Source organism: Streptomyces varsoviensis, assembly GCF_000718635.1.
Classification (GTDB): Bacteria; Actinomycetota; Actinomycetes; order Streptomycetales; family Streptomycetaceae; genus Streptomyces; species Streptomyces varsoviensis.
Map to the genome: position 1 here is coordinate 131,988 of NZ_JOBF01000022.1, position 23,931 is coordinate 155,918.

Here is a 23,931-nt window from a genome sequence, read left to right on the forward strand (position 1 = left end):
CCCGCACGCTCGACCCCAGTAACCGCTTCGCGAAGGAGATGTGATGGCACGGCGATACGACTGCAGCGACGCGACCGACCGCAAGACCGGCCTGCGCGAGGCGACGGCGGCGGTCCGCCGCGGCGAACTGGTCGTGCTGCCCACCGACACCGTCTACGGCATCGGCGCGGACGCCTTCAGCGCCGAGGCCGTCGGCGACCTGCTGGAGGCCAAGGGGCGCGGCCGGACCATGCCCTCGCCCGTCCTCGTCGGCTCGCCGAACACCCTGCACGGGCTCGTCACCGACTTCTCCGAACAGGCGTGGGAGCTCGTCGACGCGTTCTGGCCCGGCGCGCTGACCATCGTCGCCAACCACCAGCCGTCGCTCACCTGGGACCTGGGGGAGACCCGCGGCACGGTGGCGGTCCGGATGCCGCTGCACCCCGTCGCCATCGAGCTGCTCACCGAGTTCGGCCCGATGGCCGTCTCCAGCGCCAACCTGACCGGCCACCCCTCCCCGCAGGACTGCGACGCGGCCCAGGAGATGCTCGGCGACGCCGTCTCCGTCTACCTCGACGGCGGGCCCACCCCGGCCGCCGTGCCGTCCTCCATCGTCGATGTCACCCGCGGCACCCCGGTGCTGCTGCGGGCGGGCGCGCTCAGCGCCGAGCAGCTCCGCGAGGTCGTACCCGATCTTGAGGTGGCCAATTGATCGCCCCGCAGGGGCGTGGCATAGCGGGACCGGACCTCACCGCCGACACCTTCCGCATCCTCCACGTCAGCACCGGCAACGTCTGCCGCTCGCCCATCACCGAGCGGCTGACCCGCTATGCCCTCACCGACCGGCTCGGCGACCCCTTCGCCGGCGGCCTCGTCGTGGAGAGCGCCGGCACCTGGGGCCACGAGGGCGCGCCCATGGAGGCGCACGCCGCGACCGTGCTCGCCGACTTCGGGGCCGACCCGGACGGCTTCATCGGCCGTGAGCTGCTCGACGAGCACGTCATCCGCGCCGACCTGGTGCTGACCGCCACCCGCGACCACCGCGCCCAGGTCATCTCGATGGGCCACTCGGCGGGGCTGCGCACCTTCACGCTCAAGGAGTTCACCCGGCTCGTACGGGCCATAGACCCCGCCACGCTGCCCGACCCCGTGCACGGCGGCGTCGTCGGCCGCGCCCGGGCGCTGGTGCAGGCCGCCGCCGCGCTGCGCGGCTGGCTGCTGGCCCCGAACGCCGAGGCCGACGAGGTCCACGACCCGTACGGCGCCCCCATCACCTTCTTCCGCTCCATCGGCGACGAGATCAACCAGGCCCTGGACCCGGTCGTCACCGCCCTCACCGGGGTCCCCACCCGGACCTGACCGGCTGCGGGCGCCGGGGACCGGGCCTACATTGGGGAGACCACCCCTCAAGGTCCGGAGCCAGTGCCATGCCGGTCGCCGCAGCAGCACCCCACACCCACTGGGGCCCCGACTTCGACGCGCTGCGCCGCGAGGACCCGGAGCTGGCGGGGCTGCTCCTCGCCGAGCTCGTCCGGCAGTCCGCCGGGCTCCAGCTCATCGCCGCCGAGAACTTCACCTCGCCCGCCGTCCTGGCCGCCCTCGGCTCGCCGCTCGCCAACAAGTACGCGGAGGGCTATCCGGGCGCCCGCCACCACGGCGGCTGCGAGCTGGTGGACCTCGCCGAGCGGATCGCGATCGACCGCGCCAAGTCGCTCTTCGGCGCCGCGCACGCCAATGTCCAGCCGCACTCCGGCTCCTCCGCCGTCCTCGCCGCCTACGCGGCGCTGCTGCGCCCCGGCGACACGGTGCTGGCCATGGCGCTCCCGCAGGGCGGGCACCTCACGCACGGGTCGCCCGCCAACTTCTCCGGCCGCTGGTTCGACTTCGTCGGCTACGGGGTCGCGCCGGAGACCGGGCTGATCGATTACGGGCAGGTGCGCGAGCTGGCCCGTACGCACCGCCCCAAGGCGATCGTCTGCGGCTCGATCTCGTACTCGCGCCATGTGGACTACGCGGCCTTCCGGGAGATCGCCGACGAGGCCGGCGCGTATCTGATCGCGGACGCCGCGCACCCGATCGGCCTGGTCGCGGGGGGAGCGGCGCCCAGCCCCGTGCCGTACGCGGACGTGGTGTGCGCGACGACGCACAAGGTGCTGCGGGGGCCGCGCGGCGGGCTGATCCTGTGCACCGCGGAGCTGGCGGACCGCATCGACCGGGCGGTCTTCCCGTTCACGCAGGGCGGCGCGCAGATGCATACGGTCGCGGCGAAGGCGGTGGCCTTCGGCGAGGCCGCGACCCCGGCCTTCACGGCGTACGCGCACCAGTGCGTGGCGAACGCGCGGGTGCTGGCGGCGGCGCTGGCGGCCGAGGGGCTCGCGGTGAGCACGGGCGGCACGGACACCCATCTGGTCACCGCGGACGTCGCGCCGCTGGGCATCGACGCGCGGACCGCCGGCGGCCGCCTGGCGGCCTGCGGGATCACCGTGGACACCTGCGGTCTCCCGTGCGCCGACGGGCGCGCCAGGGGCCTCAGGGTGGGCAGCGCGGCCGTCTCCACGCAGGGGATGGAGGAGCCGGAGATGGCGCGTGTCGGCGCGCTGGTGGGGGCGGCGCTGCGGCAGGAGACGGGGGCCCGTGCGGAAGTGGCGGAATTGGCCGGAAGATTCCCTCCTTATCCCGATCACAGCTAAGGGCTGGAACCATCCCCCAACGAGGCACGTCCCGGGCCGCATTCACTGTTCGGGGGCGGACGCGAATATGGTGTGGGGCTGTGATGGCCAGCGAAACCTCTGGGGCAGCCTGTGCGTGAATACCTGCTGACGCTGTGCGTCACCGCCGCGGTCACCTATCTGCTGACGGGACCGGTGCGGAAGTTCGCGATGATGGCCGGCGCCGTGCCGGAGATCCGCGCGCGTGACGTGCACCGCGAACCGACGCCGCGGCTCGGCGGGATCGCGATGTTCGGCGGGCTGTGCGCCGGGCTGCTGGTCGCGGCCCACTTGCAGAACCTCAAGGGCGTCTTCGAGCTGTCGAACGAGCCGCGGGCGCTGCTGTCGGGGGCGGGGCTGATCTGGCTGCTGGGCGTGCTGGACGACAAGTTCGGCGTGGACGCGCTGGTCAAGCTCGGCGGGCAGATGATCGCCGCGGGCGTGATGGTGCTGCAGGGCCTGACCATCCTGTGGATTCCGGTGCCCGGCGTCGGCACGGTCGCGCTGACCCCGATGCAGGGCACGCTGCTGACGGTCGCCCTGGTCGTGCTCACCATCAACGCCGTCAACTTCGTCGATGGGCTGGACGGGTTGGCCGCCGGGATGGTGTGCATCGCCTCGGCCGCGTTCTTCATGTACGCGTACCGGATCTGGTTCGGCTACGGCATCGAGGCGGCGGCCCCGGCCACCCTGTTCGCCGCGATCCTGATGGGCATGTGCCTGGGCTTCCTGCCGCACAACATGCACCCGGCGCGGATCTTCATGGGCGACTCCGGGTCGATGCTGATCGGGCTGGTGCTGGCGGCGGGCGCGATCTCCATCACCGGCCAGGTGGACCCGGACGCGATGCGGCTGTTCGCGGGCTCGGAGCGGGCCGCGGTGCACGGCACGGTGCCGGTCTACATCCCGCTGCTGCTGCCGCTGACCGTCGTGATGGTGCCGGTCGCCGACCTGATCCTGGCCATCGTGCGGCGCACCTGGAACGGCCAGTCGCCGTTCGCGGCCGACCGCGGCCACCTGCACCACCGGCTGCTGGAGATCGGCCACTCGCACAGCCGCGCCGTGCTGATCATGTACTTCTGGTCCGGGCTGATCGCCTTCGGCGCGGTCGCCTACTCGGTGAACTCCGCCAGCATGTGGATCGTGCTGTTGATCGTGCTGCTCAGCGCCGTCGGGCTGGTCCTCCTGCTGCTGCCGCGCTTCACGCCGCGCGCGCCGCTGTGGGCGCAGCGCCTGGTGCCGCCGCGCTACCGCCGCCGGGCCTTCCTGGAGCTGACGGCGCGCAAGCGGGCCGCCAAGGCCGCGGCGGCCGCCGGGGGCCCGGGGGCCGGGGCTCAGGCCCGTACGGCCGCCGAGGGCGCCTCTGGGGCGGAAGCGGAAGCGGAACGGGACCCGGTGCCGTCCGGGGTGAACGGCGCGACGGCCGTCGGCGACCGGTCCCGGTTCACTCATACCAGGAAGATCAGCAGCCACCGCTGATTTGGTGCAGTCCGCCGTATACCAGACAATGGCCGTCCTGTCCGGTGAACATGCCGGGATTAACTCTCCCGTGTGATGGGCAGCACACGATGTAGGTAAAGACCTCATCAAATAGTTTGTGATACCGTTCACTAAACCCGGTGCTAGAGCCGAAGGACCGTAGTGCGTGCGGTCTTTGGTCGCGAGGTCCTCTCACCTCCGGGGATACGCTCGTCCACGACGAATCGTTGCTTCCGACTCCCGCCGGAGAAACCCTTCATGCAGTCCAACGACGCCCGAACACTCCTGCTCTGCGCTGTGCCGGCCGCCATCACCGGCGGCGTCGCCGCGGTGGTCAGCGCCGCCCTGGCCGGCGGCAAGGGCGCGATCGGGTCAGTCGTCGGCACGCTGCTGTCGGTCTGCATCATGGCGATGGGGTACTACGTCCTTCAGCGGACCGCGCGACAACTCCCGCACCTCTTCCAGGCCATGGGCCTGATGCTGTACGCGACGCAGTTCCTGTTGGTCGGGATCTTCCTCGCGGTGTTCAAACACACGACGCTGTTCAACACCAAGGCGTTCGGGCTGACCCTGCTTGTTGTGACTTTGGTGTGGATTGCCGCGCAGACGCGCGCCCACCTGAAGGCCAAGATTCTCTACGTGGAACCGGAACCCGCCGACGCGAAGAAGTCCGCGCCCGCCGGGTCTCCGTCATGACCGGTAGGGCCGCGATAAACACCGCCACGCTCACCTGCTATGGTCCGGTGCCATCTGAGGCACAGCACGCGCAGGCCGCCGAACCCCCGAGTTTCCAGGGACGGAATCGGCAGTCCATGCGGCTGATGCCTGCTGAGCCATTCGGCTCCGCGCCGACCAGCCGCCCCCAATTCCGTAAGACCAGTCCAGTGCCGCTCCGTGGCTGTGCGCCGCGCCGACACAACGAGGTTGCCGTACCTATGCGCCACGCTGAAGGAGCTCGCGGTGAGTGCTGACCAGATGCTCGCCTTCGAGACCGATTGCCACCTCTTCGACGGGTGTGGCTTTCCCGCTCCGGGCCTCCACTCGTTCATGTTCGAACCGCTCTTCACCGTCGGCGGCTATGACGTCAACAAGCCAATGCTGCTGGCGTTGTTGAGCACGGTCGTCATCATCGGGTTCTTCTGGGCGGCTTTCGGCCGGGCCAAGGTGGTTCCGGGCAAGCTCCAGATGATCGGCGAGTCCGGCTACGACTTCGTGCGCAAGAGCATCGTCTACGAGTCCCTCGGCAAGAAGGTGGGCGACAAGTACGTCCCCTTCATGGTCTCGCTGTTCTTCTTCGTCTGGATCATGAACCTGTGGTCGATCATTCCGGTCGCCCAGTTCCCCGTGACGTCGATCATCGCCTTCCCGGCGGGGCTCGCCCTGATCGTCTACGTCCTCTGGATGTACCTGACGTTCAAGAAGCACGGCTTCGTCGGCGGTCTGAAGAACATCACCGGCTACGACAAGTCGCTGGGCCCGATCCTCCCCATGATCGTGTTCCTGGAGTTCTTCTCGAACGTGCTGGTCCGGCCGTTCACCCACGCGGTCCGACTCTTCGCGAACATGTTTGCCGGACACCTGCTGATCCTCATGTTCACCATCGCGAGCTGGTACATGCTGAACGGCATCGGCATCGCGTACTCCGGCGTCTCGTTCGTGATGACCATCCTGATGACCGCCTTCGAGCTGTTCATCCAGGCCGTCCAGGCGTACATCTTCGTCCTCCTGGCCTGCACCTACGTGCAGGGCGCGCTCGCCGAGCACCACTGAGCCCCCTGCCCGTCCAGACCAATTGACGTCCGGTGGCCAACCCCCACCGGCCCATGAAAAGAAGGAAGAACCGGCATGTCCGCTCTCCAGACCCTTGCCGCCGAAGGCGTCCACGGCTCCCTCGGCTCCATCGGCTACGGCCTCGCGGCCATCGGCCCCGGCGTCGGCGTCGGCATCATCTTCGGCAACGGCACCTCGGCCCTCGCCCGTCAGCCCGAGGCGGCCGGCCTGATCCGCGCCAACCAGATCATGGGTTTCGCCTTCTGTGAGGCGCTCGCCCTGATCGGCATCGTGCTGCCGTTCGTCTACGGCATCTGATCCAGGCGTACCGACAGCAGTTCTTGACGAAAGGCATTGATGTGAACGCCCTGGTACAGATGGCGGCCGAGGAGGCGGAAAACCCCCTCATCCCGCCGATCCCAGAGCTCGTCATCGGCCTTATCGCCTTTTTCATCGTCTTCGGCTTCCTCGCCAAGAAGCTCCTCCCGAACATCAACAAGGTTCTGGACGAGCGCCGTGAGGCCATCGAGGGCGGCATGGAGAAGGCCGAGGCCGCCGAGGCCGAGGCTCAGCAGGTCCTTGAGGACTACCGGGCCCAGCTCGCCGACGCCCGCCACGAGGCCGCGCGGATGCGCCAGGAGGCGCAGGAACAGGGCGTCGCACTCATCGCCGAGATGAGGGCCGAGGGCCAGCGGCAGCGCGAGGAGATCATCGCTGCCGGCCACGCCCAGATCGCCGCCGACCGCAAGGCCGCGGCGGCCTCGCTCCGCCAGGACGTGGGCAAGCTCGCCACCGACCTGGCGAGCAAGCTCGTCGGCGAGTCCCTTGAGGACAGCGCCCGGCAGAGCCGCACCATCGACCGCTTCCTCGACGGACTTGAGGAGACCGCAGCGACGGCCGAGGCCAAGCGATGACGGCTGCGACGGAGATGCACGGCGCGAGCCGTGAGGCACTGGGCACCGCGCGTGAGCGCCTCGACGCGCTGGCGGACAACACGTCCGTCGACGCGGCGAAGCTCGCCGAGGACCTGGCCGCCGTCACCGCGCTGCTCGACCGCGAGGTGTCGCTGCGCCGGGTCCTGACCGACCCGGCGCAGAGCGGCGAGTCCAAGGCCGAGCTGGCGGGCCGGCTGCTCGGCGGCCAGGTGAGCGGCGAGGCCGCCGACCTGGTCTCCGGCATGGTCCGCTCCCGCTGGTCGCGCTCGCGCGACCTGGTCGACTCGATCGAGGAGCTGGCGTCCTCCGCCGACCTCATCGCGGCGCAGCGGGCCGGCGCCCTCGACGCCGTCGAGGACGAGATCTTCCGGTTCGGCCGGATCGTCTCCTCCTCGACCGAGCTGCGGGCCGCGCTGACCGACCGGGTGGCCACCACCACGGCCAAGGCGGAGCTGCTGCGCAGCCTGCTCGGCGGCCGGGCGCACCAGGTCACCGAGCGGCTGGTCGTCCGCCTTGTCGCCCAGCCGCGAGGCCGTAGCCTGGAGGGAGGGCTCACCGCCCTCTCCAAGCTGGCCGCGGAACGGCGCGACCGCATGGTCGCCGAGGTTCGCTCCGCGGTGCCGCTGAGCGACGGGCAGAAGCAGCGCCTGGGCGCCGCGCTGGCCAGGCTGTACGGGCGGCAGGTGCACCTCAACCTCGATGTGGACCCCGAGGTCCTCGGCGGGGTGTCGGTGCGCGTGGGCGACGAGATCGTCAACGGGACCATCGCGGACCGCCTCGAAGAGGCGACCCGGCGGATGGCCGGCTGACCGGCCACCACCAACTCAAGAGCAAGACCGCGGCCCGAGTTGGGCCGTAGCGGAAAAACCAGGGGGCCGTGACAGGAGCGGCGCACGCCGCTCGGCCCCCCGGCCCCGCAAGAAACTTCGGGCCCAACAAGGAGAGCAGGGAACCCAGATGGCGGAGCTCACGATCCGGCCGGAGGAGATCCGGGACGCGCTGGAGAACTTTGTCCAGGCGTACAAGCCGGACGCGGCCTCGCGCGAGGAGGTCGGTACGGTCAGCGTTGCCGGCGACGGCATCGCGAAGGTCGAGGGTCTTCCCTCGGCCATGGCGAACGAACTGCTGAAGTTCGAGGACGGCACCCTCGGCCTCGCCCTCAACCTTGAGGAGCGCGAGATCGGTGCCGTCGTCCTCGGCGAGTTCAGCGGCATCGAGGAGGGCCAGCCGGTGCAGCGCACCGGTGAGGTGCTCTCCGTCGCGGTGGGCGAGGGCTACCTCGGCCGCGTCGTCGACCCGCTCGGCAACCCGATCGACGGCCTCGGCGAGATCGAGACGGAAGGCCGCCGCGCCCTGGAGCTCCAGGCGCCCGGCGTCATGGTCCGCAAGTCCGTGCACGAGCCGATGCAGACCGGCCTCAAGGCCGTCGACTCGATGGTGCCGATCGGCCGCGGCCAGCGTCAGCTGATCATCGGCGACCGCCAGACGGGCAAGACCGCCCTGGCCGTCGACACGATCATCAACCAGCGCGACAACTGGCGTTCCGGCGACCCGAAGAAGCAGGTCCGCTGCATCTACGTCGCCGTCGGTCAGAAGGGCTCCACCATCGCGTCCGTGCGCGGCGCGCTGGAGGAGGCCGGCGCCCTGGAGTACACGACGATCGTCGCGGCTCCGGCGTCCGACCCGGCCGGCTTCAAGTACATCGCCCCGTACACCGGCTCGGCCATCGGCCAGCACTGGATGTACCAGGGCAAGCACGTCCTGATCGTCTTCGACGACCTGTCGAAGCAGGCCGACGCCTACCGCGCCGTCTCGCTGCTGCTGCGCCGCCCGCCGGGCCGCGAGGCGTACCCGGGTGACGTCTTCTACCTGCACTCCCGTCTGCTGGAGCGCTGCGCGAAGCTCTCCGACGACATGGGCGCGGGCTCGATGACCGGTCTGCCGATCGTCGAGACCAAGGCCAACGACGTCTCGGCGTTCATCCCGACCAACGTCATCTCCATCACCGACGGCCAGTGCTTCCTGGAGTCCGACCTGTTCAACGCGGGCCAGCGGCCGGCGCTGAACGTCGGTATCTCGGTCTCCCGCGTCGGCGGCTCCGCCCAGCACAAGGCGATGCGCCAGGTCTCCGGCCGGCTCCGCGTGGACCTCGCCCAGTTCCGCGAGCTGGAGGCGTTCGCCGCCTTCGGCTCCGACCTGGACGCGGCCTCCAAGGCCCAGTTGGAGCGCGGCAAGCGGATGACCGAGCTGCTCAAGCAGGGTCAGTACGCGCCGTACGCGATCGAGGACCAGATCGTCTCCGTCTGGGCCGGCACCACCGGCCGGATGGACGATGTGCCGGTCGAGGACATCCAGCGCTTCGAGCGCGAGCTGCTCGACTACATGGGCCGTGAGCACAAGGGCCTCATGAACAGCATCGTCGAGGGCGCGAAGATGTCCGACGACACCATTCAGGCGCTCGCCGACGCCGTCGCCACCTTCAAGAAGCAGTTCGAGACCTCGAGCGGCGATCTTCTCGGTGACGACGCCCCGGCCGGTACCTCGAAGTGACGACGACGGAAGGGACCTGATCCATGGGAGCCCAGCTCCGGGTCTACAAGCGTCGCATCCGCTCCGTCACCGCGACCAAGAAGATCACCAAGGCGATGGAGATGATCGCCGCCTCGCGCATCGTCAAGGCGCAGCGCCAGGTGGCGGCATCGACGCCGTACGCGAGTGAGCTCACCCGCGCGGTGACGGCGGTGGCCACCGGCTCGAAGACCAAGCACGCCCTGACCACCGAGGTGGCGAATCCGGTACGGGCCGCGGTGCTGCTCATCACGAGCGACCGCGGGCTGGCCGGCGGCTACTCGTCCAACGCCATCAAGGCGGCGGACAAGCTCACCGAGCGGCTGCGCTCGGAGGGCAAGGAGGTCATGACCTACATCATCGGCCGCAAGGGTGTCTCGTACTACGAGTTCCGGGAGCGTGCGGTCGCCCAGTCGTGGACCGGCTTCACCGACAGCCCGACGTACGCGGACGCCAAGATGGTCGCGGCACCGCTGATCGAGGCCGTACAGCAGGACACCGCCGAGGGCGGCGTGGACGAACTCCACATCGTCTTCACGGAGTTCGTGTCGATGATGACGCAGCGGCCGGTGGACGACCGGCTGCTGCCGCTGACCCTCGCCGGGGGCGGGGCCGAGGCGTCGGACGGCGCCGCGGCCGCCAAGGACGAGATCCTTCCGCTCTACGACTTCGAGCCGTCGGCGGAGGGCGTTCTCGACGCCCTGCTGCCGCGGTACGTCGAGAGCCGCATCTACAACGCACTGCTGCAGTCGGCCGCCTCCAAGCACGCCGCCACCCGCCGCGCGATGAAGTCGGCTACCGACAACGCCGGAGAGCTCATCAAGACGCTCTCGCGGCTTGCCAACGCGGCCCGCCAGGCCGAAATCACCCAGGAAATCAGCGAGATCGTCGGCGGTGCGAGCGCCATGGCCGACGCGACCGCGGGGAGTGACCGATAACCATGACCACCACTGTTGAGACGGCCGCAGCGGCCGGCGTGGCCGCCACGGGCCGCGTCGCGCGGGTCATCGGGCCGGTCGTCGACGTGGAGTTCCCCGTCGACGCGATGCCGGAGATCTACAACGCGCTGCACGTAGAGGTCGACGACCCGGCCGAGGGGGGCAAGCGCAAGACGCTGACCCTTGAGGTCGCCCAGCACCTGGGCGAGGGCCTGGTCCGCGCGATCTCGATGCAGCCCACCGACGGCCTGGTCCGCCAGGCCACGGTGGTCGACACCGGCGCGGGCATCACCGTGCCGGTCGGCGACATCACCAAGGGCAAGGTCTTCAACACCCTCGGCGCCATCCTGAACAAGCCCGAGGCGGAGTCGGAGATCACCGAGCGGTGGCCGATCCACCGCAAGGCGCCCGGCTTCGACCAGCTTGAGTCGAAGACCGAGATGTTCGAGACCGGCGTCAAGGTCATCGACCTGCTGACCCCGTACGTCAAGGGCGGCAAGATCGGCCTGTTCGGCGGCGCCGGCGTCGGCAAGACGGTGCTCATCCAGGAGATGATCTACCGCGTCGCCAACAACCACGACGGTGTCTCCGTCTTCGCGGGCGTCGGTGAGCGCACCCGTGAGGGCAACGACCTCATCGAGGAGATGACGGAGTCCGGCGTCATCGACAAGACGGCGCTCGTCTTCGGCCAGATGGACGAGCCGCCGGGGACCCGGCTCCGCGTCGCCCTGGCCGGTCTGACCATGGCGGAGTACTTCCGCGATGTGCAGAAGCAGGACGTGCTCTTCTTCATCGACAACATCTTCCGGTACACCCAGGCCGGTTCCGAGGTGTCCACGCTGCTCGGCCGCATGCCGTCCGCGGTGGGCTACCAGCCGAACCTCGCGGACGAGATGGGCCTCCTCCAGGAGCGCATCACCTCGACCCGCGGCCACTCGATCACCTCGATGCAGGCGATCTACGTGCCGGCGGACGACCTCACCGACCCGGCCCCGGCCACGACCTTCGCGCACCTCGACGCGACGACCGTGCTCTCGCGTCCGATCTCGGAGAAGGGCATCTACCCGGCGGTGGACCCGCTGGACTCGACGTCCCGCATCCTGGACCCGCGCTACATCTCGCAGGACCACTACGACTGCGCCTCGCGCGTCAAGACGATCCTGCAGAAGTACAAGGACCTCCAGGACATCATCGCGATCCTCGGCATCGACGAGCTCGGCGAGGAGGACAAGCTCACCGTCTTCCGCGCCCGCCGGGTGGAGCGCTTCCTGTCGCAGAACACCCACGTCGCCAAGCAGTTCACCGGCGTGGACGGTTCGGATGTCTCGCTCGACGAGTCGATCGCCGCGTTCAACGCGATCTGCGACGGGGACTACGACCACTTCCCCGAGCAGGCGTTCTTCATGTGCGGTGGCCTGGAGGACCTGAAGGCCAACGCCAAGGAGCTGGGCGTCTCCTGACCCCGTGCCGACCGGCCGGGGGCAGGCGCCTGCCGCCCCCGGCCGCCTCGGCCACTAGTATTCGTAGTATTCGACCCCACATCTGCCATAACCGGCAGGTGGAGACCCGAGGAGCCACGTTGGCTGCTGAGCTGCACGTCGAGCTGGTCGCGGCGGACCGGAGCGTCTGGTCCGGCGAGGCCACCCTGGTCATCGCGCGCACCGCATCGGGTGACATCGGCGTCATGCCCGGCCACCAGCCGCTGCTCGGTGTGCTGGAGTCCGGCCCGGTGACCATCCGTACGAGCGACGGCGGCACCGTCGTCGCCGCGGTGCACGGAGGGTTCGTCTCGTTCGCGGACGACAAGCTCTCGCTGCTGGCCGAGATCGTCGAGCTGTCGGACGAGATCGATGTCCAGCGCGCCGAGCGGGCGCTGGAGCGCGCCAAGGCGGAGACGGACGCGGCCGCCGAGCGGCGCGCGGACGTCCGGCTGCGCGCGGTCGCGGGCGTCCACTGAACCCACGGCCCATAAGAACGTACTGTGGGTTCCGGGACGTGTCCCGGAGACCCGCACAATCCTCAGCCGCGGACGGCACTGGATCACTCCAGGGCAGTCCGCGGCTGAGGCGATGCAGGTGCGGTTGGACTAGATGACGCGAGGAGGTCGGTGAAGATGGCCCTCGCTCTGCTCGTGAGCGGCAGCGTCGTCCTGCTGGTCCTGGTGGGACTCTTCGTCTTCGGGCTGCGCAGACGGCTCATCCAGCGCTCCGGGGGGACGTTCGACTGCTCCCTGCGCTGGAATGTGACCGAGGCGGACCCGGAGCCCAGCGGCAAGGGCTGGGTGTACGGGGTGGCCCGCTACAACGGTGACCGGATCGAGTGGTTCCGCGTCTTCTCGTACGCGCCCCGGCCGCGCCGCGTCCTGGAGCGCGCCTCGATCGAGGTCCTGGACCGCCGCACCCCGCGCGGCGAGGAGGAGCTGGCGCTGCTCTCCGACGCCGTCGTCCTGGTCTGTGTGCACCGCGGTACGCGGCTGGAGCTGGCGATGAGCGAGGACGCCCTGACGGGCTTCCTGGCCTGGCTGGAGGCGGCGCCGCCGGGCCAGCGGGTCAACGTGGCCTGAACCGGGGCGGCGGCCCGCCCGCACCCGCGGGGCCGGGACCCATACCCGCGGGACGCCCGTACGCGCGGGACGCCCGTACGCGCGGGACGCCCGTACGCGCGGGACGCCCGTACGCGCGGGACGCCCGTACGCGCGAGACGCCCGTACGCGCGAGACCGGGGGCAGCGGGCGACTCGCTGCCCCCGGCCGTCTCATGGCGGCCCGGTTACTTCAGGCCGTTGTCCACCGCGGTCATCAGGGCGCCGCTGTCACCGGTCATCTCCCAGATCATCGCGCCGCCGAGCTTCTTCGTCTTGAGCCAGGCGGTCTTCTTGTTGATGGACCAGACGTCGTCGAAGGTCCACCACTGGCCGTTGTTGCCGGTGTAGCCGTAGGTCGCCACCGACTGCTCGTCGTGGTAGATCTTCAGGTTCGGTACGGACGCGATCAGGTTGTCGTAGCCGCGGGTGCCCGCTTCCTCCGGGAACTGGCCGGGGGCCGCGCCGTTCGCGGTCTGCCACACGCCGTTCGCGCCGCCGTCCGCGACCTGCTGCCAGCCGCGCCCGTAGAAGGCGAGCCCGAGGGCCACCTGGCTGGGCTTGACGCCCGCGTCGAGGTAGGCGTTCACGGTCTTCTCGACGCTGAACTTGGTGTCGTACGGGTCCTTGGCGTCCTGGTAGAGGTTGCCCTGGTGGCCGGTGCGCTTGGGCTCCCAACTGTTGTCGCTGCCCGAGCCGTGGAAGTCGTACCCCTGGACGTTGGCGAAGTCCATGTAGTCGAAGACGCTGGGGGTGCCGTCCTTGGTGGTGATGTCCCAGCCGGCGTCGATCTTGGCGGGGTCGGCCGGGGTGAAGGCGGTCAGCAGGTACTTCTTGCCGGTCTCCGCGGACAGGGCGTTGAGCTGCTTGCGGAACTCGGCGAAGAGCAGCGTGTTGTTGGCCTTGTCGTCCTTGGAGATGTGGTTGCCGGCGTGCCCCTCGGCGCCCGGCCACTCCCAGTCGATGTCGAAGCCGTCGAAGATCCCGGCCGCCGCGCCCTTGCCGCCGCGGCCGTTGGTGACCGGCAGGTCGCCCTTGATGTACATGTCGATGCAGGACTTCACGAACTTCTGCCGGGAGGCGTCGGTCTTGGCGACGTCCGAGAAGTACTTGCTGTACGTCCAGCCGCCGATCGAGATGAGGGCCTTGAGCTTCGGGTACTTGGCCTGGACCTTCTTGAGCTGGTTGAAGTTGCCGGCCAGCGGCTGGTCCCAGGTGTCGCCGACGCCGTCGACCGACTCGCCCGCGCCGAAGCCCTTCTCGTAGTCGGCCCAGGAGTCGCCCGCGCCGTCGCCCTGGTTGGGGTCCTGCGGGTTGGGGGTGGTGGCCTTGGTGACGCCGTTGAGGCAGGTGAGGTTGTTCGGGTCGATGTTGGAGAAGGAGTAGTTGAGGTGGGTGAGCTTGGCCGCGGCGCCCGTCGAGACCAGGTTCTTCATGGTGTAGGCGCGGCCGTAGATGCCCCACTGCACGAAGTAGCCGGCCTTGATGCGCTCGGTGGACGGCTCCTCGCCGCCGGTGGTCCGCACGGTCAGCGGCGGGGAGGCGGGGCCGACCTGGTCGGCGGTGTCGCGGGCGACGACCGTGTACGTGTAGTCGGTGCCCGGGGTCAGCCCGGTGTCGGTGTAGGCGAGCTTGCCGACGGTCGCGACCTTCACGGTGCCGCGGAAGACGTCGTAGTTCTTGATGCCCTTGTCGTCCGTGGCCGCCGGCCACTTGAGGGCGATCGTGGTGTCGGTGGTCGCGGTCGCCCGGGGGGCGCCGGGCGCGGAGGGCGGGTTGTCGGTGCCGCCGCCGGTGCTCGTACGGAAGGTGGCCGACGGCGAGTCCGGGCCGGTCTGGCCGGCCGTGTCGCGGGCGACGATCTTGTACGTGTACTCGGTGTCGGCGCTCAGCCCGGTGTCCGTGAAGGAGGTGTCGCCGACGGTGCCGACCACGGTGTCGCCGCGGTAGACGTCGTAGTTCTTGACGCCCTTGTCGTCCGTGGCGGCGGCCCAGGTCAGCGAGATGGTGCTGGCTGTGACGCCGGTCGTGGTGGGCTGGCCGGGGGCGGTCGGCGGGGTGTCGGTGGGGGAGGAGCCGTCGCACGGGCCGCCGTCGAGCTTGCAGCCGCTCGGCTCGCCGTTGCCCGACGCGACGAAGCCGAAGGAGACGCTGGCGCCGGGCTCGATGGTGCCGTTGTACTCGCGGTTCTTCGCGGTGTAGTGCGTGCCGGAACTGGTGATCAGGGCGTCCCAGTACGCGCCGACGGTGGTGCCGGAGGGGAAGTCCCACTCGACGGTCCAACCGTTGATGCTGGAGGTGCCGGTGTTCTTGACGGTCCACTCGCCCTGAAAGCCGGTGCCCCAGTCGGAGGTCTTCACGAAGGCCGCCGTGGCGTCGGTGGCCGCTTGCGCGGGCGTCGCGGTCAGGCCGACGAGTGCGGCGATGGGGAGGAGCAGCGAGGCGAGGGCCGCGCCGACTCGGGTGACGGTACGTCTGGAGCGATTGGTGCGTCCTAAGGTTCCTGTGCTCAAGGAGTGCTCCTCGAAGAGGTCCGATGGGGAACCTGTGCCGCCAGGTGAGCGTGGGCTCGGTGAATACGCTCACCACAGTTGTGAGGGGAGAGTAAGAAGGTCTGGACCAGCGGTCAAGAGGTCTGTACCAACGTCAAGAGGGCCGGATCAGCCCCAACTCCTGGGCCAAAACCGCCGCTTGCACCCGGCTGCGCAGCTCCAGCTTGGCGAGCAGGCGGCTGACATGCGTCTTGACGGTCGCCTCCGCCATATCGAGACGCCGCGCGATCTCCGCGTTCGAGCACCCCTCGCCCAGGCAGACCAGCACCTCCCCCTCGCGGCGGGTCAGCGCCTCCAGCACGGCCGGATCGGGCGCGTGCGGCGAGGGCGCCGGCGCCGGGCGCGCGAACTCCGCGATCAGCCGGCGCGTCACGGCCGGGGCGATCATGCCCTCGCCGCGCGCCACCGTCCGTACGGCCGCGACCAGTTCGGCCGCCTCGCTGTCCTTCAGCAGAAACCCCGCCGCGCCCGCCCGCAGCGCACCGAAGACATACTCGTCGAGATCGAAGGTGGTCAGCACGAGGACGTCGGCCAGCCGCTCCTCGGTGATCCGCCGGGTGGCCGAGACGCCGTCCAGGCGCGGCATCTGCACATCCATCAGCACGACGTCCGGGCGCAGTTCACGGGCGAGCCGCACGGCCTCCTCGCCGTCGGCCGCCTCCCCGGCCACCTCGACGCCCGGCGCCGAGCCGAGGATGAGGACGAGCCCGGCCCGTACCGCCGACTGGTCCTCCGCCACCAGCACCCGGACCGGCTCCCCGGGGGTTTCTGCGCTCACTGCGATCCTCTCTCGTGCAGCGGGAGCACGGCCCGTACGCGCCATGCCTTGCGATCGTCACTGCCGTCCGCGACCGGGCCCGCCTCGAACTCCCCGTCCAGCAGGGCCACCCGCTCGCGCATCCCGACCAGCCCCGCCCCCGAGCCGGGCGCGCGCGGCCCCGGCCGGTCCCCGAACGGGCTGGCCACGCTGACCTCCAGCGGGCCGTCGGGGCGGCGGCCGAGGCGGACCGTCACCTCGCCGGGCGCGGCGTGCTTGAGGGCGTTGGTCAGCGACTCCTGGACGATGCGGTAGGCCGCCAGCTCCACGGGGGCCGGCAGCGGGCCCGGCGCGCGCTCGTCGAGCAGGGCGAAGCGCAGCCCGGCCGCCGAGCCGTTGGCACGGGCCTGCTCGACCAGCGCGTCCAGGGCGTCCAGCCGGGGGGCGGCGGCGGGCTCCTGCTCGCCGCCCGCGTCCCGCAGCAGGCCGATCAGGCGGCGCATCTCCGCCAGCCCCTGCACGCTGTTCGCGCGGATCACGGACAGCGCGTCGGCGGCCGCCTTCGGCTCGCCTATCGACAGGGCGGCCGTGGAGTGGATGGCGATGGCCGAGAGGTGGTTGGCCACCATGTCGTGCAGCTCCCGCGCCATCCGGGCGCGCTCCGCGCCGACCGCCTCGCGCCGGTCCAGCTCCGCCAGCAGCGCCGTGCGCTCCGCCTCCAGCCGGGCCGCCCGCGCGCTGTCCCGGTACTGCCGGATGCCGACGCCCGTCCAGGCGGGCGCGATGGTCACCAGCGCCGCCGCGACGCCGAGGAGCAGCGCCTCGGGCCGGCGCAGCACCGCCAGCGACACCAGCGTCACCAGCACCGTGAACAGCTCGGAGCCGCGCGGGACGCGGCGCGCGGCGGCCGGCGGGCCGTACAGCACGGCCGCGTACACCAAGTCGGTGAACATCACGACGGTGGCGATCAGCGTGCTGGTGCTCAGGTCCAGGGCGAGCGCGAGGACCCCGATGCCGAGCGCCGTCTGCGGCGCGGTGCGGCGCAGCAGCTCGGCCCCGGCCATCACGGCGAGCGCCACCAGGGTCAGCGGCTCGGCGAACCCGTCGATCGGCCGGCCGCCGGTCAGCCCGAGGAACCACAGCGTGAGCCCGCCGAGCAGCCCGCCGGCCGCGATGAGCACGTCATGGCGGTGCGGGCGGGCCGGAAGGTGGCGGGGCATGGGTCCATCACAGCACGTGGGGCGGGCCGGGGGCGTCGGCGTGCGGGCGCGCGTACCGGCCGGCGACTACATCGAAGGATGCAGCGCCGGATCGTCACGGGCGACGACGCGTACGCCCGCGGCGCCGGTGACGCTGGAGGGGAGAGACGGGAGAGAGTCGTGATCGTCGCATTGATCGTCGCCTGCGAGGTGGCCTTCTGGGTGCTGCTGGCCGTGGGACTGAGCCTGCGCTACCTGGCGAAGATGCCACGGGCGGGGCTCGCGGTCCTGCTGCTGGAGCCGGTCCTGGAGGTGGTCCTGCTCGCCGTCACCGCGATCGACCTGAAGAACGGCGCGGAGCCGGACATGAAGCACGGCCTCGCCGCCGTCTACATCGGCTTCACGGTGGGCCTCGGCCATCAGACCATCAAGTGGGTCGACGGGCATGTGGCCCACCGCTGGGCGGGCGCCCCCAGGCCCGCCAAGCCGCCGAAGTACGGCATGGCGCGCACGGCGCACGAGTGGAAGACCGCGGGCCGCTGGATCCTCGCCGCCGTCGTCGCGATGGCGCTGCTCCAGGGCGCCGTCTGGTACGTGGGGGAGGGCGGCGACACCGGTTCGCTGCGCGCGTGGCAGATGAAGATGGTCTGGGTGATCGGCATCAACCTGATCATCGCGGGGAGCTACACGTTCTTCCCGAAGCGGCCGCCGGGCGGTGGCGCGGAGCCCGGCGGCGAGGCGTTCGGTCACAAGGGGGCCGGCTGTGAGACGGACCGGTCGCCTTCGTTCAGCAAGAAGCTGGAATAGGCGGTACGGGACCTCAGCGGGCGCTGACCGCGCCGCCCCAGCGCCGCCGCGCCTCGTCGAGGTCGAGCGGCTTGCGGACGATCGGCTCGCCGTAGGTCCAGGAGTCACGGGGTGTCGGCCACAGCAGCTCGATCTCGATCCCGTCCGGGTCGGTGCCGTAGACCGACAGGTGCATCCCCTGGTCGAAGGTCTCCTTGAACCGGCCCTCGGCCTCCAGCCGCTCCTTGACCTCGGCCAGCTCGTCCAGGGTGCCGACCTCGAAAGCGACGTGCAGCAGCCCCGGCGGGGCCGCGTCGGGGCGTACCGCGTCCGGCGCCTCGGCGCGGATCAGGCCCAGGTCGTGGTGGTTGTCCGACTCCTGCGCGGTGCGCAGGAAGACCATGAAGGGGACGGGGCCGTCCCCGGGGATGCTGTCCACCACCTTCAGCCCCAGGACGTCGCGGTAGAAGCGGGTCGAGACCTCGATGTCGCTGACGGACAGGACGATGTGGTTCACCTGGCGGATCGTCATCAATCTCTCCTGTTGTACGAGGTGGCGCGTGACGGGCCCCGGGGCGGGGCCCCTTCGGTCGTACGTACGTGCTCCGACGGCGTGGTCAGCGCTCGCCGCCCGGGACCCACAGGACGTCCCCGACCGCCTTGTTGGCCGTCCGCGCGAGGATGAACAGCAGGTCCGAGAGGCGGTTGAGATACGTGGCGGTCAGCGGGTTCATGATGTCGCCGTGCACCTCCAGCGCCGCCCACGTGGAGCGCTCAGCGCGCCGGACCACCGTGCACGCCTGGTGCAGCAGGGCCGCGCCCGGCGTGCCGCCCGGCAGGATGAAGCTGCGCAGCTTCTCCAGCTCCGCCAGGAAGCGGTCGCAGTCCGCCTCCAGCTTGTCGATGTACGGCTGCTCGACGCGCAGCGGCGGGAACTCGGGGTCCTCCACGACCGGGGTCGACAGGTCGGCGCCCACGTCGAAGAGATCGTTCTGGACCCGTACGAGCACCTTCACGACCTCCTCGGGCAACTGCCCGAGCGCGACGGCCACCCCGATGGCGGCGTTCGCCTCGTTCGCGTCGGCGTACGCCGCGATGCGGGTGTCCGTCTTCACGGTGCGGCTCATGTCGCCGAGTGCGGTGGTGCCGTCGTCCCCGGTGCGGGTGTAGATGCGCGTCAGATTGACCATGTGTACGAGCCTAACTACGCAGCGGGCACGCGGCCGGGATGTGTGCCGCCCGTCACGGGGCGGAACGGCGAGATCCGGCCGGTCCCAGCTCAGCGGACGGGCCGTCAACTACACGGTGGACACCCGGCGGATATGCGGCGGATATGCGGCGAAGAACACACAGTGACGCGCACCTCACCCTGCTGCCACGAAGGGTGAACGGGCGTTAAGGTCCGGCAAACAGCGTCGAGGAGAGGTGTGTGTCGTGGCGAAGAAGCTCGCCGTCATCGGAGCCGGCCTGATGGGTTCCGGCATCGCCCAGGTCTCCGCCCAGGCGGGCTGGGACGTCGTCCTGCGCGACGTCACCGACGCGGCGCTGGCGCGCGGCACGGACGCCATCAAGACGTCGTACGACCGGTTCGTCGCCAAGGGCAAGCTGGCGGCCGCCGACGCCGAGGCCGCGCTCGGCCGCATCGCCACCACCACCGACCTCGACGCCGCCGCCGACGCCGACATCGTCGTCGAGGCCGTCTTCGAGAACATCGACACCAAACGGGAGATCTTCCGCACCCTCGACGGGCTGGTCCGGGACGAGACCGTGCTCGCCTCCAACACCTCGGCCATCCCGATCACCAAGATCGCGGCCGCCACGGAGCGCCCGGAGCGGGTCGTCGGCGCCCACTTCTTCTCGCCCGTGCCCATGATGCAGTTGTGCGAGCTCGTCCGGGGGTACAAGACGAGTGACGAAACCCTCGCCGCCGTGCGGGAGTTCGCCGAGGGCGTCGGCAAGACCTGCATCGTCGTCAACCGGGATGTCGCGGGGTTCGTGACCACCCGCCTCATCTCGGCCCTGGTCGTCGAGGCGACCAAGCTGTACGAGTCCGGGGTGGCCACCGCGGAGGACATCGACACCGCCTGCAAGCTGGGCTTCGGGCACGCGATGGGCCCGCTGGCCACCGCCGACCTCACGGGCGTCGACATCCTGCTGCACGCCGCGGACAACATCTACACGGAGTCCCAGGACGAGAAGTTCGCACCGCCGGAGATCATGCGCCGCATGGTCGACGCGGGGGACCTCGGCCGCAAGAGCGGCCAGGGCTTCTATCAGCACTGAGAGGCGGTTGTGCGGACCATCCACTTCGGGATCACCCCGAGGGGTGAATTCGGTATCGGTTCGCTTACAGACGGCAACTTTGCGGGATGAGAGGCAGTCAGTTCTGTAGACACGGAGGCAACATCACGTACCGGATCCGGGGAGCGCATATGCATATCAGGGGCGACCACGCCGAGCTGGTCGTCGGGGGCCGCCTCGACGTCCGCAGCGCGGCGGACGCCCGTACGGCCCTGCACGCCGCCGTCGACTCCGGCCGCGGCGATCTGGTCCTGGACCTCACCGAGCTGGACTCCTGGGACGCCACCGGGCTCGGGGTCATCATGGGCGCGCACCGCCGCGCGGGCCGCACGGGCCGGCGGCTCGTGCTGCGCGGCGTGCCGCCGCAGATGCAGCGCCTCCTGGTCGCCACGCGGCTGCACCGCATCCTCGCCATCGAGGGCGGCATCGAGGCGGAGTCGCTGCCGCGCGTCTGACACCCCCGCCGCGTCCGGCCGGACCGGCGCGGGGTGGTGACCAGATCAGGACGTGTCCTGTCAATCCGCCATCGGACTGTGACGTCCCGCCCGGCGCGACACCCCTCAGGTGCGGGGATACTGTGGGAAGGTTTAGGGTTCGGTGTCCCCGCCGCTTTCCGAAAGCCTACGGCGGGCACCGGACCAGAAGCGACGGCGAGCGTGCGGACAGGCCGGGAGGGCAATACGGCACGCCACGCATCTGGGGGGCTTGACCATGGACCCGATGGACCGGGGACCGGAAGACCACAAGGGCCGCGACGGCGACGAGCGCCGGGACGGCCGTACACCGACGAACGGCGCCCCGCGGCCGGCCGCGCACGAGCGGACCGCGCAGGGCCCCGGCGGCGACGCCCCGGCGCTCGCCCGCACCGCGCAGCTCATCGCCGGCGACTACCTCCTCACGATCAACCCCGTGGACGGCAGCGAGATCGAGGTCTGCCCGCCGGCCGACCGCCCCGGCCACCCGGACAAGCACCTGCCGGAGGAGCGCGCCGAACTGCGCCGGGCGGCGGCCCCGCCGCCCCCGCCCGGGACCACCGGCTCCGAACTGCCCTTCCTGGGCCGCGAGGAGGAGCGCGAACGGCTCGTCCGGCTGCTGGCCCGCGGCCGGTCCGTACGGCTCACCGGGCCGCCCGGAGCGGGCCGCACCACGCTCCTCGACGCCGTCGCCGAGGACTGCGCGACCCTCGCCCCGGACGGCGTCGTACGCCTCTCCGGCTACCGGCGCACCTCCACCGACCTCCTGTACGACCTCTTCGCCGCCGTCCACCGCGCCCCGCCGCACCGCCCCGACCGCGACGAACTCCTCGCCCTGGTGGGCCGGATCGGGGCCGTGGTCGTCCTCGACGACCTCGAATTCGGCGGCGCCGCGCTCGACGACCTCCTCGACGCGACCCCCGAGTGCGCCTTCCTGATCGCCGCCACTCCGGACGTCGCCGCGCCCTCCGCCGACTCGCACCTCGAAGAGGTCTTCCTCGGCGGGCTCGGCCGCGAGACCTGGCTGGAACTGCTGGCGCGGGCCGTGCGCCGGCCCCCGGCCGCGGACGAGGCGGGCTGGGCGGCGGACCTGTGGTTCGAGTCCGAGGGGCTGCCGCTGCGGTACGTACAGGCCGGGGCGCTGCTGCGGCAGCGCGACGCGGCCCGCGCCGGCTCCGGAGCCGACGCCGCCTCCCTCGACGAGCAGGGCGACTACAGCGTCTTCGGCGAGCGGCCGGCCGACGCGGCCGGCGGCAGCGGCGTCCCGCTGCCCTCCACCGCCGAGGCCGCCGAACCCGCCGCGCTGCTCGCCGCCCGCCTCAGCGAGACCGGCCAGGACACCCTGCGCATCGCCGTGGCGCTCGGCGGCGAACTCCCGCACCAGGCGCACCTCCCCGCCCTCGTCGGGGACGCCCACGCCGACGCCGCGCTCGGCGAGCTGATCGACTGCGGGCTCATCACCCCCGCCGGCGCCCACTACCGGCTGGCGGGCGGCGTCCTCGCCCAGCTCCAGGCCGCCGGGTACGGCACCGACACCGCCACCCACGCGCAGCTCGCCGCCCAGCACTACGCCTGGTGGGCCGGGCACCCCTCGGTCACCCCCGAGCGCATCGCGGTCGAGGCCGACGCGATCCTCGCCGCGATGGGCGTCCTCGTGGCCGGCAGGGAGGCCGGGCACCCGGCCGCGGCCGTGCTGCTGGCCCGTACGGCGGCGCCCGCCTTCGCCGCCGCGCTGCACTGGAGCGCCTGGGAGCGCAGCCTGCGGTACGGGCAGGAGGCCGCCCGGATCGCCGGCGAGGTCGCCGAAGAGGCGTACTTCCACCACGAGTTGGGCATCCTCGCGCTCTGCACCGGCAACCTCGACCGGGCCCGCGCCGAGCTGGAGGCGTCCATCGGGCTGCGCGGCGTGCTCGCCGACCGGCGCGGCACGGTCGCCGGCCGCAGGGCGCTCGCCCTGGTCGCGGACCGCTCCGGGCGGCCCGTCGTGACGCCGCCGACGCCCGACGGGTACACGCCCGCGGGGGAGGAGGTCCCGGACGCGCGGTCCGAGGAGTCGGCGTCGCCGCCCGGCGGCCTCTCGGCGCCGCCGGCCGCCGCCGGCCCCGACGACAACACGACGACGATCATCACCCGGCTCGCCGCCGACGGGGGAGCGGCCCCGAGCCCGGTACCGCCGCCGCCCCCGGCGCGCAAGACGGTCGTCGGCGGCACCCGGCGCAACCTGGTCGCGGCGGGCGCGGGCGTGCTGCTCGCGGCGGTCCTGGGCACCGTGGTCACCCTCGGGGCCACCTCGGGCGGCGACAAGGGCCCCTCCGACAAGGTCAAGCCCGGCCAGTCGGCGGCCCAGCAGGACGGCGACGACGGCCTGACCGCCGACAAGCCGGGCGGCGGCCAGAACGGGCGCGGCGGCGCGCCGGGACACACCGGCACCGCCGGCAAGCCGGGGCCCACGACCAGCACGGACGGGCCCTCCCAGACGCCGAGCCCGTCGGGCAGCGCGTCACCGGACGACCCGACCGGCAGCGGGGAGCCTTCGCACACGCCGTCCTCGCCGTCGCGGCCGACGGACGGCACCACCGAGCCGACGGGCTCCCCGTCGCGGCCCACGAACCCGCCGACGCACACGCAGAGCCCGACGGGCAAGCCGACCCCGACGGACTCGCCGACGAAGCCGACGCAGGAGCCGACGACGCCGCAGTCCCCGACGACCGGCCCGTCGACCAGCCAGACGGTGACGCAGTCGGCGTCCCAGTCGGCCCCCGCGTCACAGACGCACTCGGGCCCCGGGGCGCCCACCGCGTCGAGGACCGCCTAGCACCCGCCGTACGGGCCCGGGGCCCCGCTCCAGGGGCTTCATGGGCTTCATGGGCCCGCCCCGGCCCGTACGCGGCGTGACGGAAGCGGAA

23 protein-coding genes are annotated in these 23,931 nt (G+C 71.3%); 18 read left to right on the top strand and 5 right to left on the bottom strand.

Annotated elements, in window-relative coordinates; genetic code table 11:
• Positions 1–43: 43 nt before the first annotated feature.
• The 14 genes from IF55_RS27350 (at position 44) to IF55_RS27415 (ending at position 12,940) form a co-directional block, all read left to right on the top strand.
• Positions 44–691, top strand: a complete 648-nt coding sequence (locus IF55_RS27350) for an L-threonylcarbamoyladenylate synthase (protein WP_030889654.1) — start codon at positions 44–46, stop codon at positions 689–691.
• Positions 688–1,338, top strand: a complete 651-nt coding sequence (locus tag IF55_RS27355) for an arsenate reductase/protein-tyrosine-phosphatase family protein (protein ID WP_030889656.1) — start codon at positions 688–690, stop codon at positions 1,336–1,338. The genes IF55_RS27350 and IF55_RS27355 overlap by 4 nt, the downstream gene beginning before the upstream one ends.
• 68 nt (positions 1,339–1,406) lie before the next feature.
• On the top strand, positions 1,407–2,669 hold the full coding sequence (locus tag IF55_RS27360; protein ID WP_030889657.1) for a serine hydroxymethyltransferase: 1,263 nt from the start codon (positions 1,407–1,409) through the stop codon (positions 2,667–2,669).
• Between the two features lie 99 nt (positions 2,670–2,768).
• On the top strand, positions 2,769–4,166 hold the full coding sequence (locus IF55_RS27365) for an MraY family glycosyltransferase (protein ID WP_078645299.1): 1,398 nt from the start codon (positions 2,769–2,771) through the stop codon (positions 4,164–4,166).
• Positions 4,167–4,424: 258 nt separating this feature from the next.
• Complete coding sequence (locus IF55_RS27370) at positions 4,425–4,862, top strand: Cg1360 family ATP-synthase-associated protein (RefSeq protein ID WP_030889661.1); 438 nt, start codon at positions 4,425–4,427, stop codon at positions 4,860–4,862.
• Positions 4,863–5,141: 279 nt separating this feature from the next.
• A complete protein-coding gene (gene atpB / locus IF55_RS27375) occupies positions 5,142–5,936 on the top strand; it encodes a F0F1 ATP synthase subunit A (RefSeq protein ID WP_030889664.1) in 795 nt (264 codons plus the stop codon).
• 75 nt (positions 5,937–6,011) lie between these two features.
• Complete coding sequence (locus IF55_RS27380) at positions 6,012–6,254, top strand: ATP synthase subunit c family protein (RefSeq protein WP_030889667.1); 243 nt, start codon at positions 6,012–6,014, stop codon at positions 6,252–6,254.
• A gap of 41 nt (positions 6,255–6,295) precedes the next feature.
• Positions 6,296–6,850: a F0F1 ATP synthase subunit B gene (locus IF55_RS27385; RefSeq protein WP_030889669.1), complete on the top strand. Its 555-nt coding sequence runs from the start codon at positions 6,296–6,298 to the stop codon at positions 6,848–6,850.
• Positions 6,851–6,864: 14 nt separating this feature from the next.
• Complete coding sequence (locus IF55_RS27390; protein WP_030889672.1) at positions 6,865–7,680, top strand: F0F1 ATP synthase subunit delta; 816 nt, start codon at positions 6,865–6,867, stop codon at positions 7,678–7,680.
• A gap of 148 nt (positions 7,681–7,828) precedes the next feature.
• Complete coding sequence (gene atpA, locus IF55_RS27395) at positions 7,829–9,421, top strand: F0F1 ATP synthase subunit alpha (RefSeq protein ID WP_030889674.1); 1,593 nt, start codon at positions 7,829–7,831, stop codon at positions 9,419–9,421.
• A gap of 23 nt (positions 9,422–9,444) precedes the next feature.
• Entirely contained in the window at positions 9,445–10,377 is a 933-nt protein-coding gene (locus tag IF55_RS27400) for a F0F1 ATP synthase subunit gamma (RefSeq protein ID WP_030889676.1), read from the top strand.
• A gap of 2 nt (positions 10,378–10,379) precedes the next feature.
• Positions 10,380–11,837, top strand: coding sequence for a F0F1 ATP synthase subunit beta (atpD, locus tag IF55_RS27405; RefSeq protein ID WP_030889679.1), 1,458 nt, complete (start codon positions 10,380–10,382; stop codon positions 11,835–11,837).
• 119 nt (positions 11,838–11,956) lie between these two features.
• Positions 11,957–12,334 (top strand): F0F1 ATP synthase subunit epsilon, encoded by a 378-nt coding sequence (locus tag IF55_RS27410; RefSeq protein ID WP_030889682.1) that lies wholly within the window; start codon positions 11,957–11,959, stop codon positions 12,332–12,334.
• 156 nt (positions 12,335–12,490) lie between these two features.
• Entirely contained in the window at positions 12,491–12,940 is a 450-nt protein-coding gene (locus IF55_RS27415) for a DUF2550 domain-containing protein (protein WP_030889686.1), read from the top strand.
• Positions 12,941–13,145: 205 nt separating this feature from the next.
• On the opposite strand, the gene IF55_RS27420 is transcribed toward IF55_RS27415, so the two are convergent.
• From IF55_RS27420 to IF55_RS27430, 3 genes are all read right to left on the bottom strand, one after another.
• The gene (locus IF55_RS27420) at positions 13,146–15,470 is read right to left on the bottom strand and encodes a glycoside hydrolase family 18 chitinase (RefSeq protein ID WP_030889688.1); all 2,325 of its coding nucleotides are present in this window, start codon (positions 15,468–15,470) and stop codon (positions 13,146–13,148) included.
• A gap of 133 nt (positions 15,471–15,603) precedes the next feature.
• On the bottom strand, positions 15,604–16,287 hold the full coding sequence (locus tag IF55_RS27425) for a response regulator (protein WP_030889692.1): 684 nt from the start codon (positions 16,285–16,287) through the stop codon (positions 15,604–15,606).
• Positions 16,284–17,486 carry a sensor histidine kinase gene (locus tag IF55_RS27430; RefSeq protein WP_030889695.1) on the bottom strand — a complete coding sequence of 401 codons (1,203 nt, stop codon included), beginning with the start codon at positions 17,484–17,486 and terminating at the stop codon, positions 16,284–16,286. The genes IF55_RS27425 and IF55_RS27430 overlap by 4 nt, the downstream gene beginning before the upstream one ends.
• 159 nt (positions 17,487–17,645) lie before the next feature.
• Here IF55_RS27430 and IF55_RS27435 point away from each other — a divergent pair, with 159 nt between their 5' ends.
• A complete protein-coding gene (locus IF55_RS27435) occupies positions 17,646–18,272 on the top strand; it encodes a hypothetical protein (protein ID WP_245661447.1) in 627 nt (208 codons plus the stop codon).
• A gap of 13 nt (positions 18,273–18,285) precedes the next feature.
• Here the strand turns inward: IF55_RS27435 and IF55_RS27440 are convergent, their stop codons facing one another.
• Positions 18,286–18,783, bottom strand: coding sequence for a VOC family protein (locus tag IF55_RS27440; protein ID WP_030889701.1), 498 nt, complete (start codon positions 18,781–18,783; stop codon positions 18,286–18,288).
• Positions 18,784–18,868: 85 nt separating this feature from the next.
• The gene (locus IF55_RS27445) at positions 18,869–19,441 is read right to left on the bottom strand and encodes a cob(I)yrinic acid a,c-diamide adenosyltransferase (RefSeq protein ID WP_030889704.1); all 573 of its coding nucleotides are present in this window, start codon (positions 19,439–19,441) and stop codon (positions 18,869–18,871) included.
• Positions 19,442–19,685: 244 nt separating this feature from the next.
• On the opposite strand from IF55_RS27445, the gene IF55_RS27450 reads away from it, so the two are divergent.
• The 3 genes from IF55_RS27450 (at position 19,686) to IF55_RS27460 (ending at position 23,840) form a co-directional block, all read left to right on the top strand.
• The gene (locus tag IF55_RS27450; RefSeq protein ID WP_030889706.1) at positions 19,686–20,534 is read left to right on the top strand and encodes a 3-hydroxyacyl-CoA dehydrogenase family protein; all 849 of its coding nucleotides are present in this window, start codon (positions 19,686–19,688) and stop codon (positions 20,532–20,534) included.
• Between the two features lie 149 nt (positions 20,535–20,683).
• Positions 20,684–21,007, top strand: coding sequence for an STAS domain-containing protein (locus IF55_RS27455; RefSeq protein ID WP_030889708.1), 324 nt, complete (start codon positions 20,684–20,686; stop codon positions 21,005–21,007).
• Positions 21,008–21,263: 256 nt separating this feature from the next.
• Complete coding sequence (locus IF55_RS27460) at positions 21,264–23,840, top strand: ATP-binding protein (protein WP_030889710.1); 2,577 nt, start codon at positions 21,264–21,266, stop codon at positions 23,838–23,840.
• Positions 23,841–23,931: the final 91 nt, after the last annotated feature.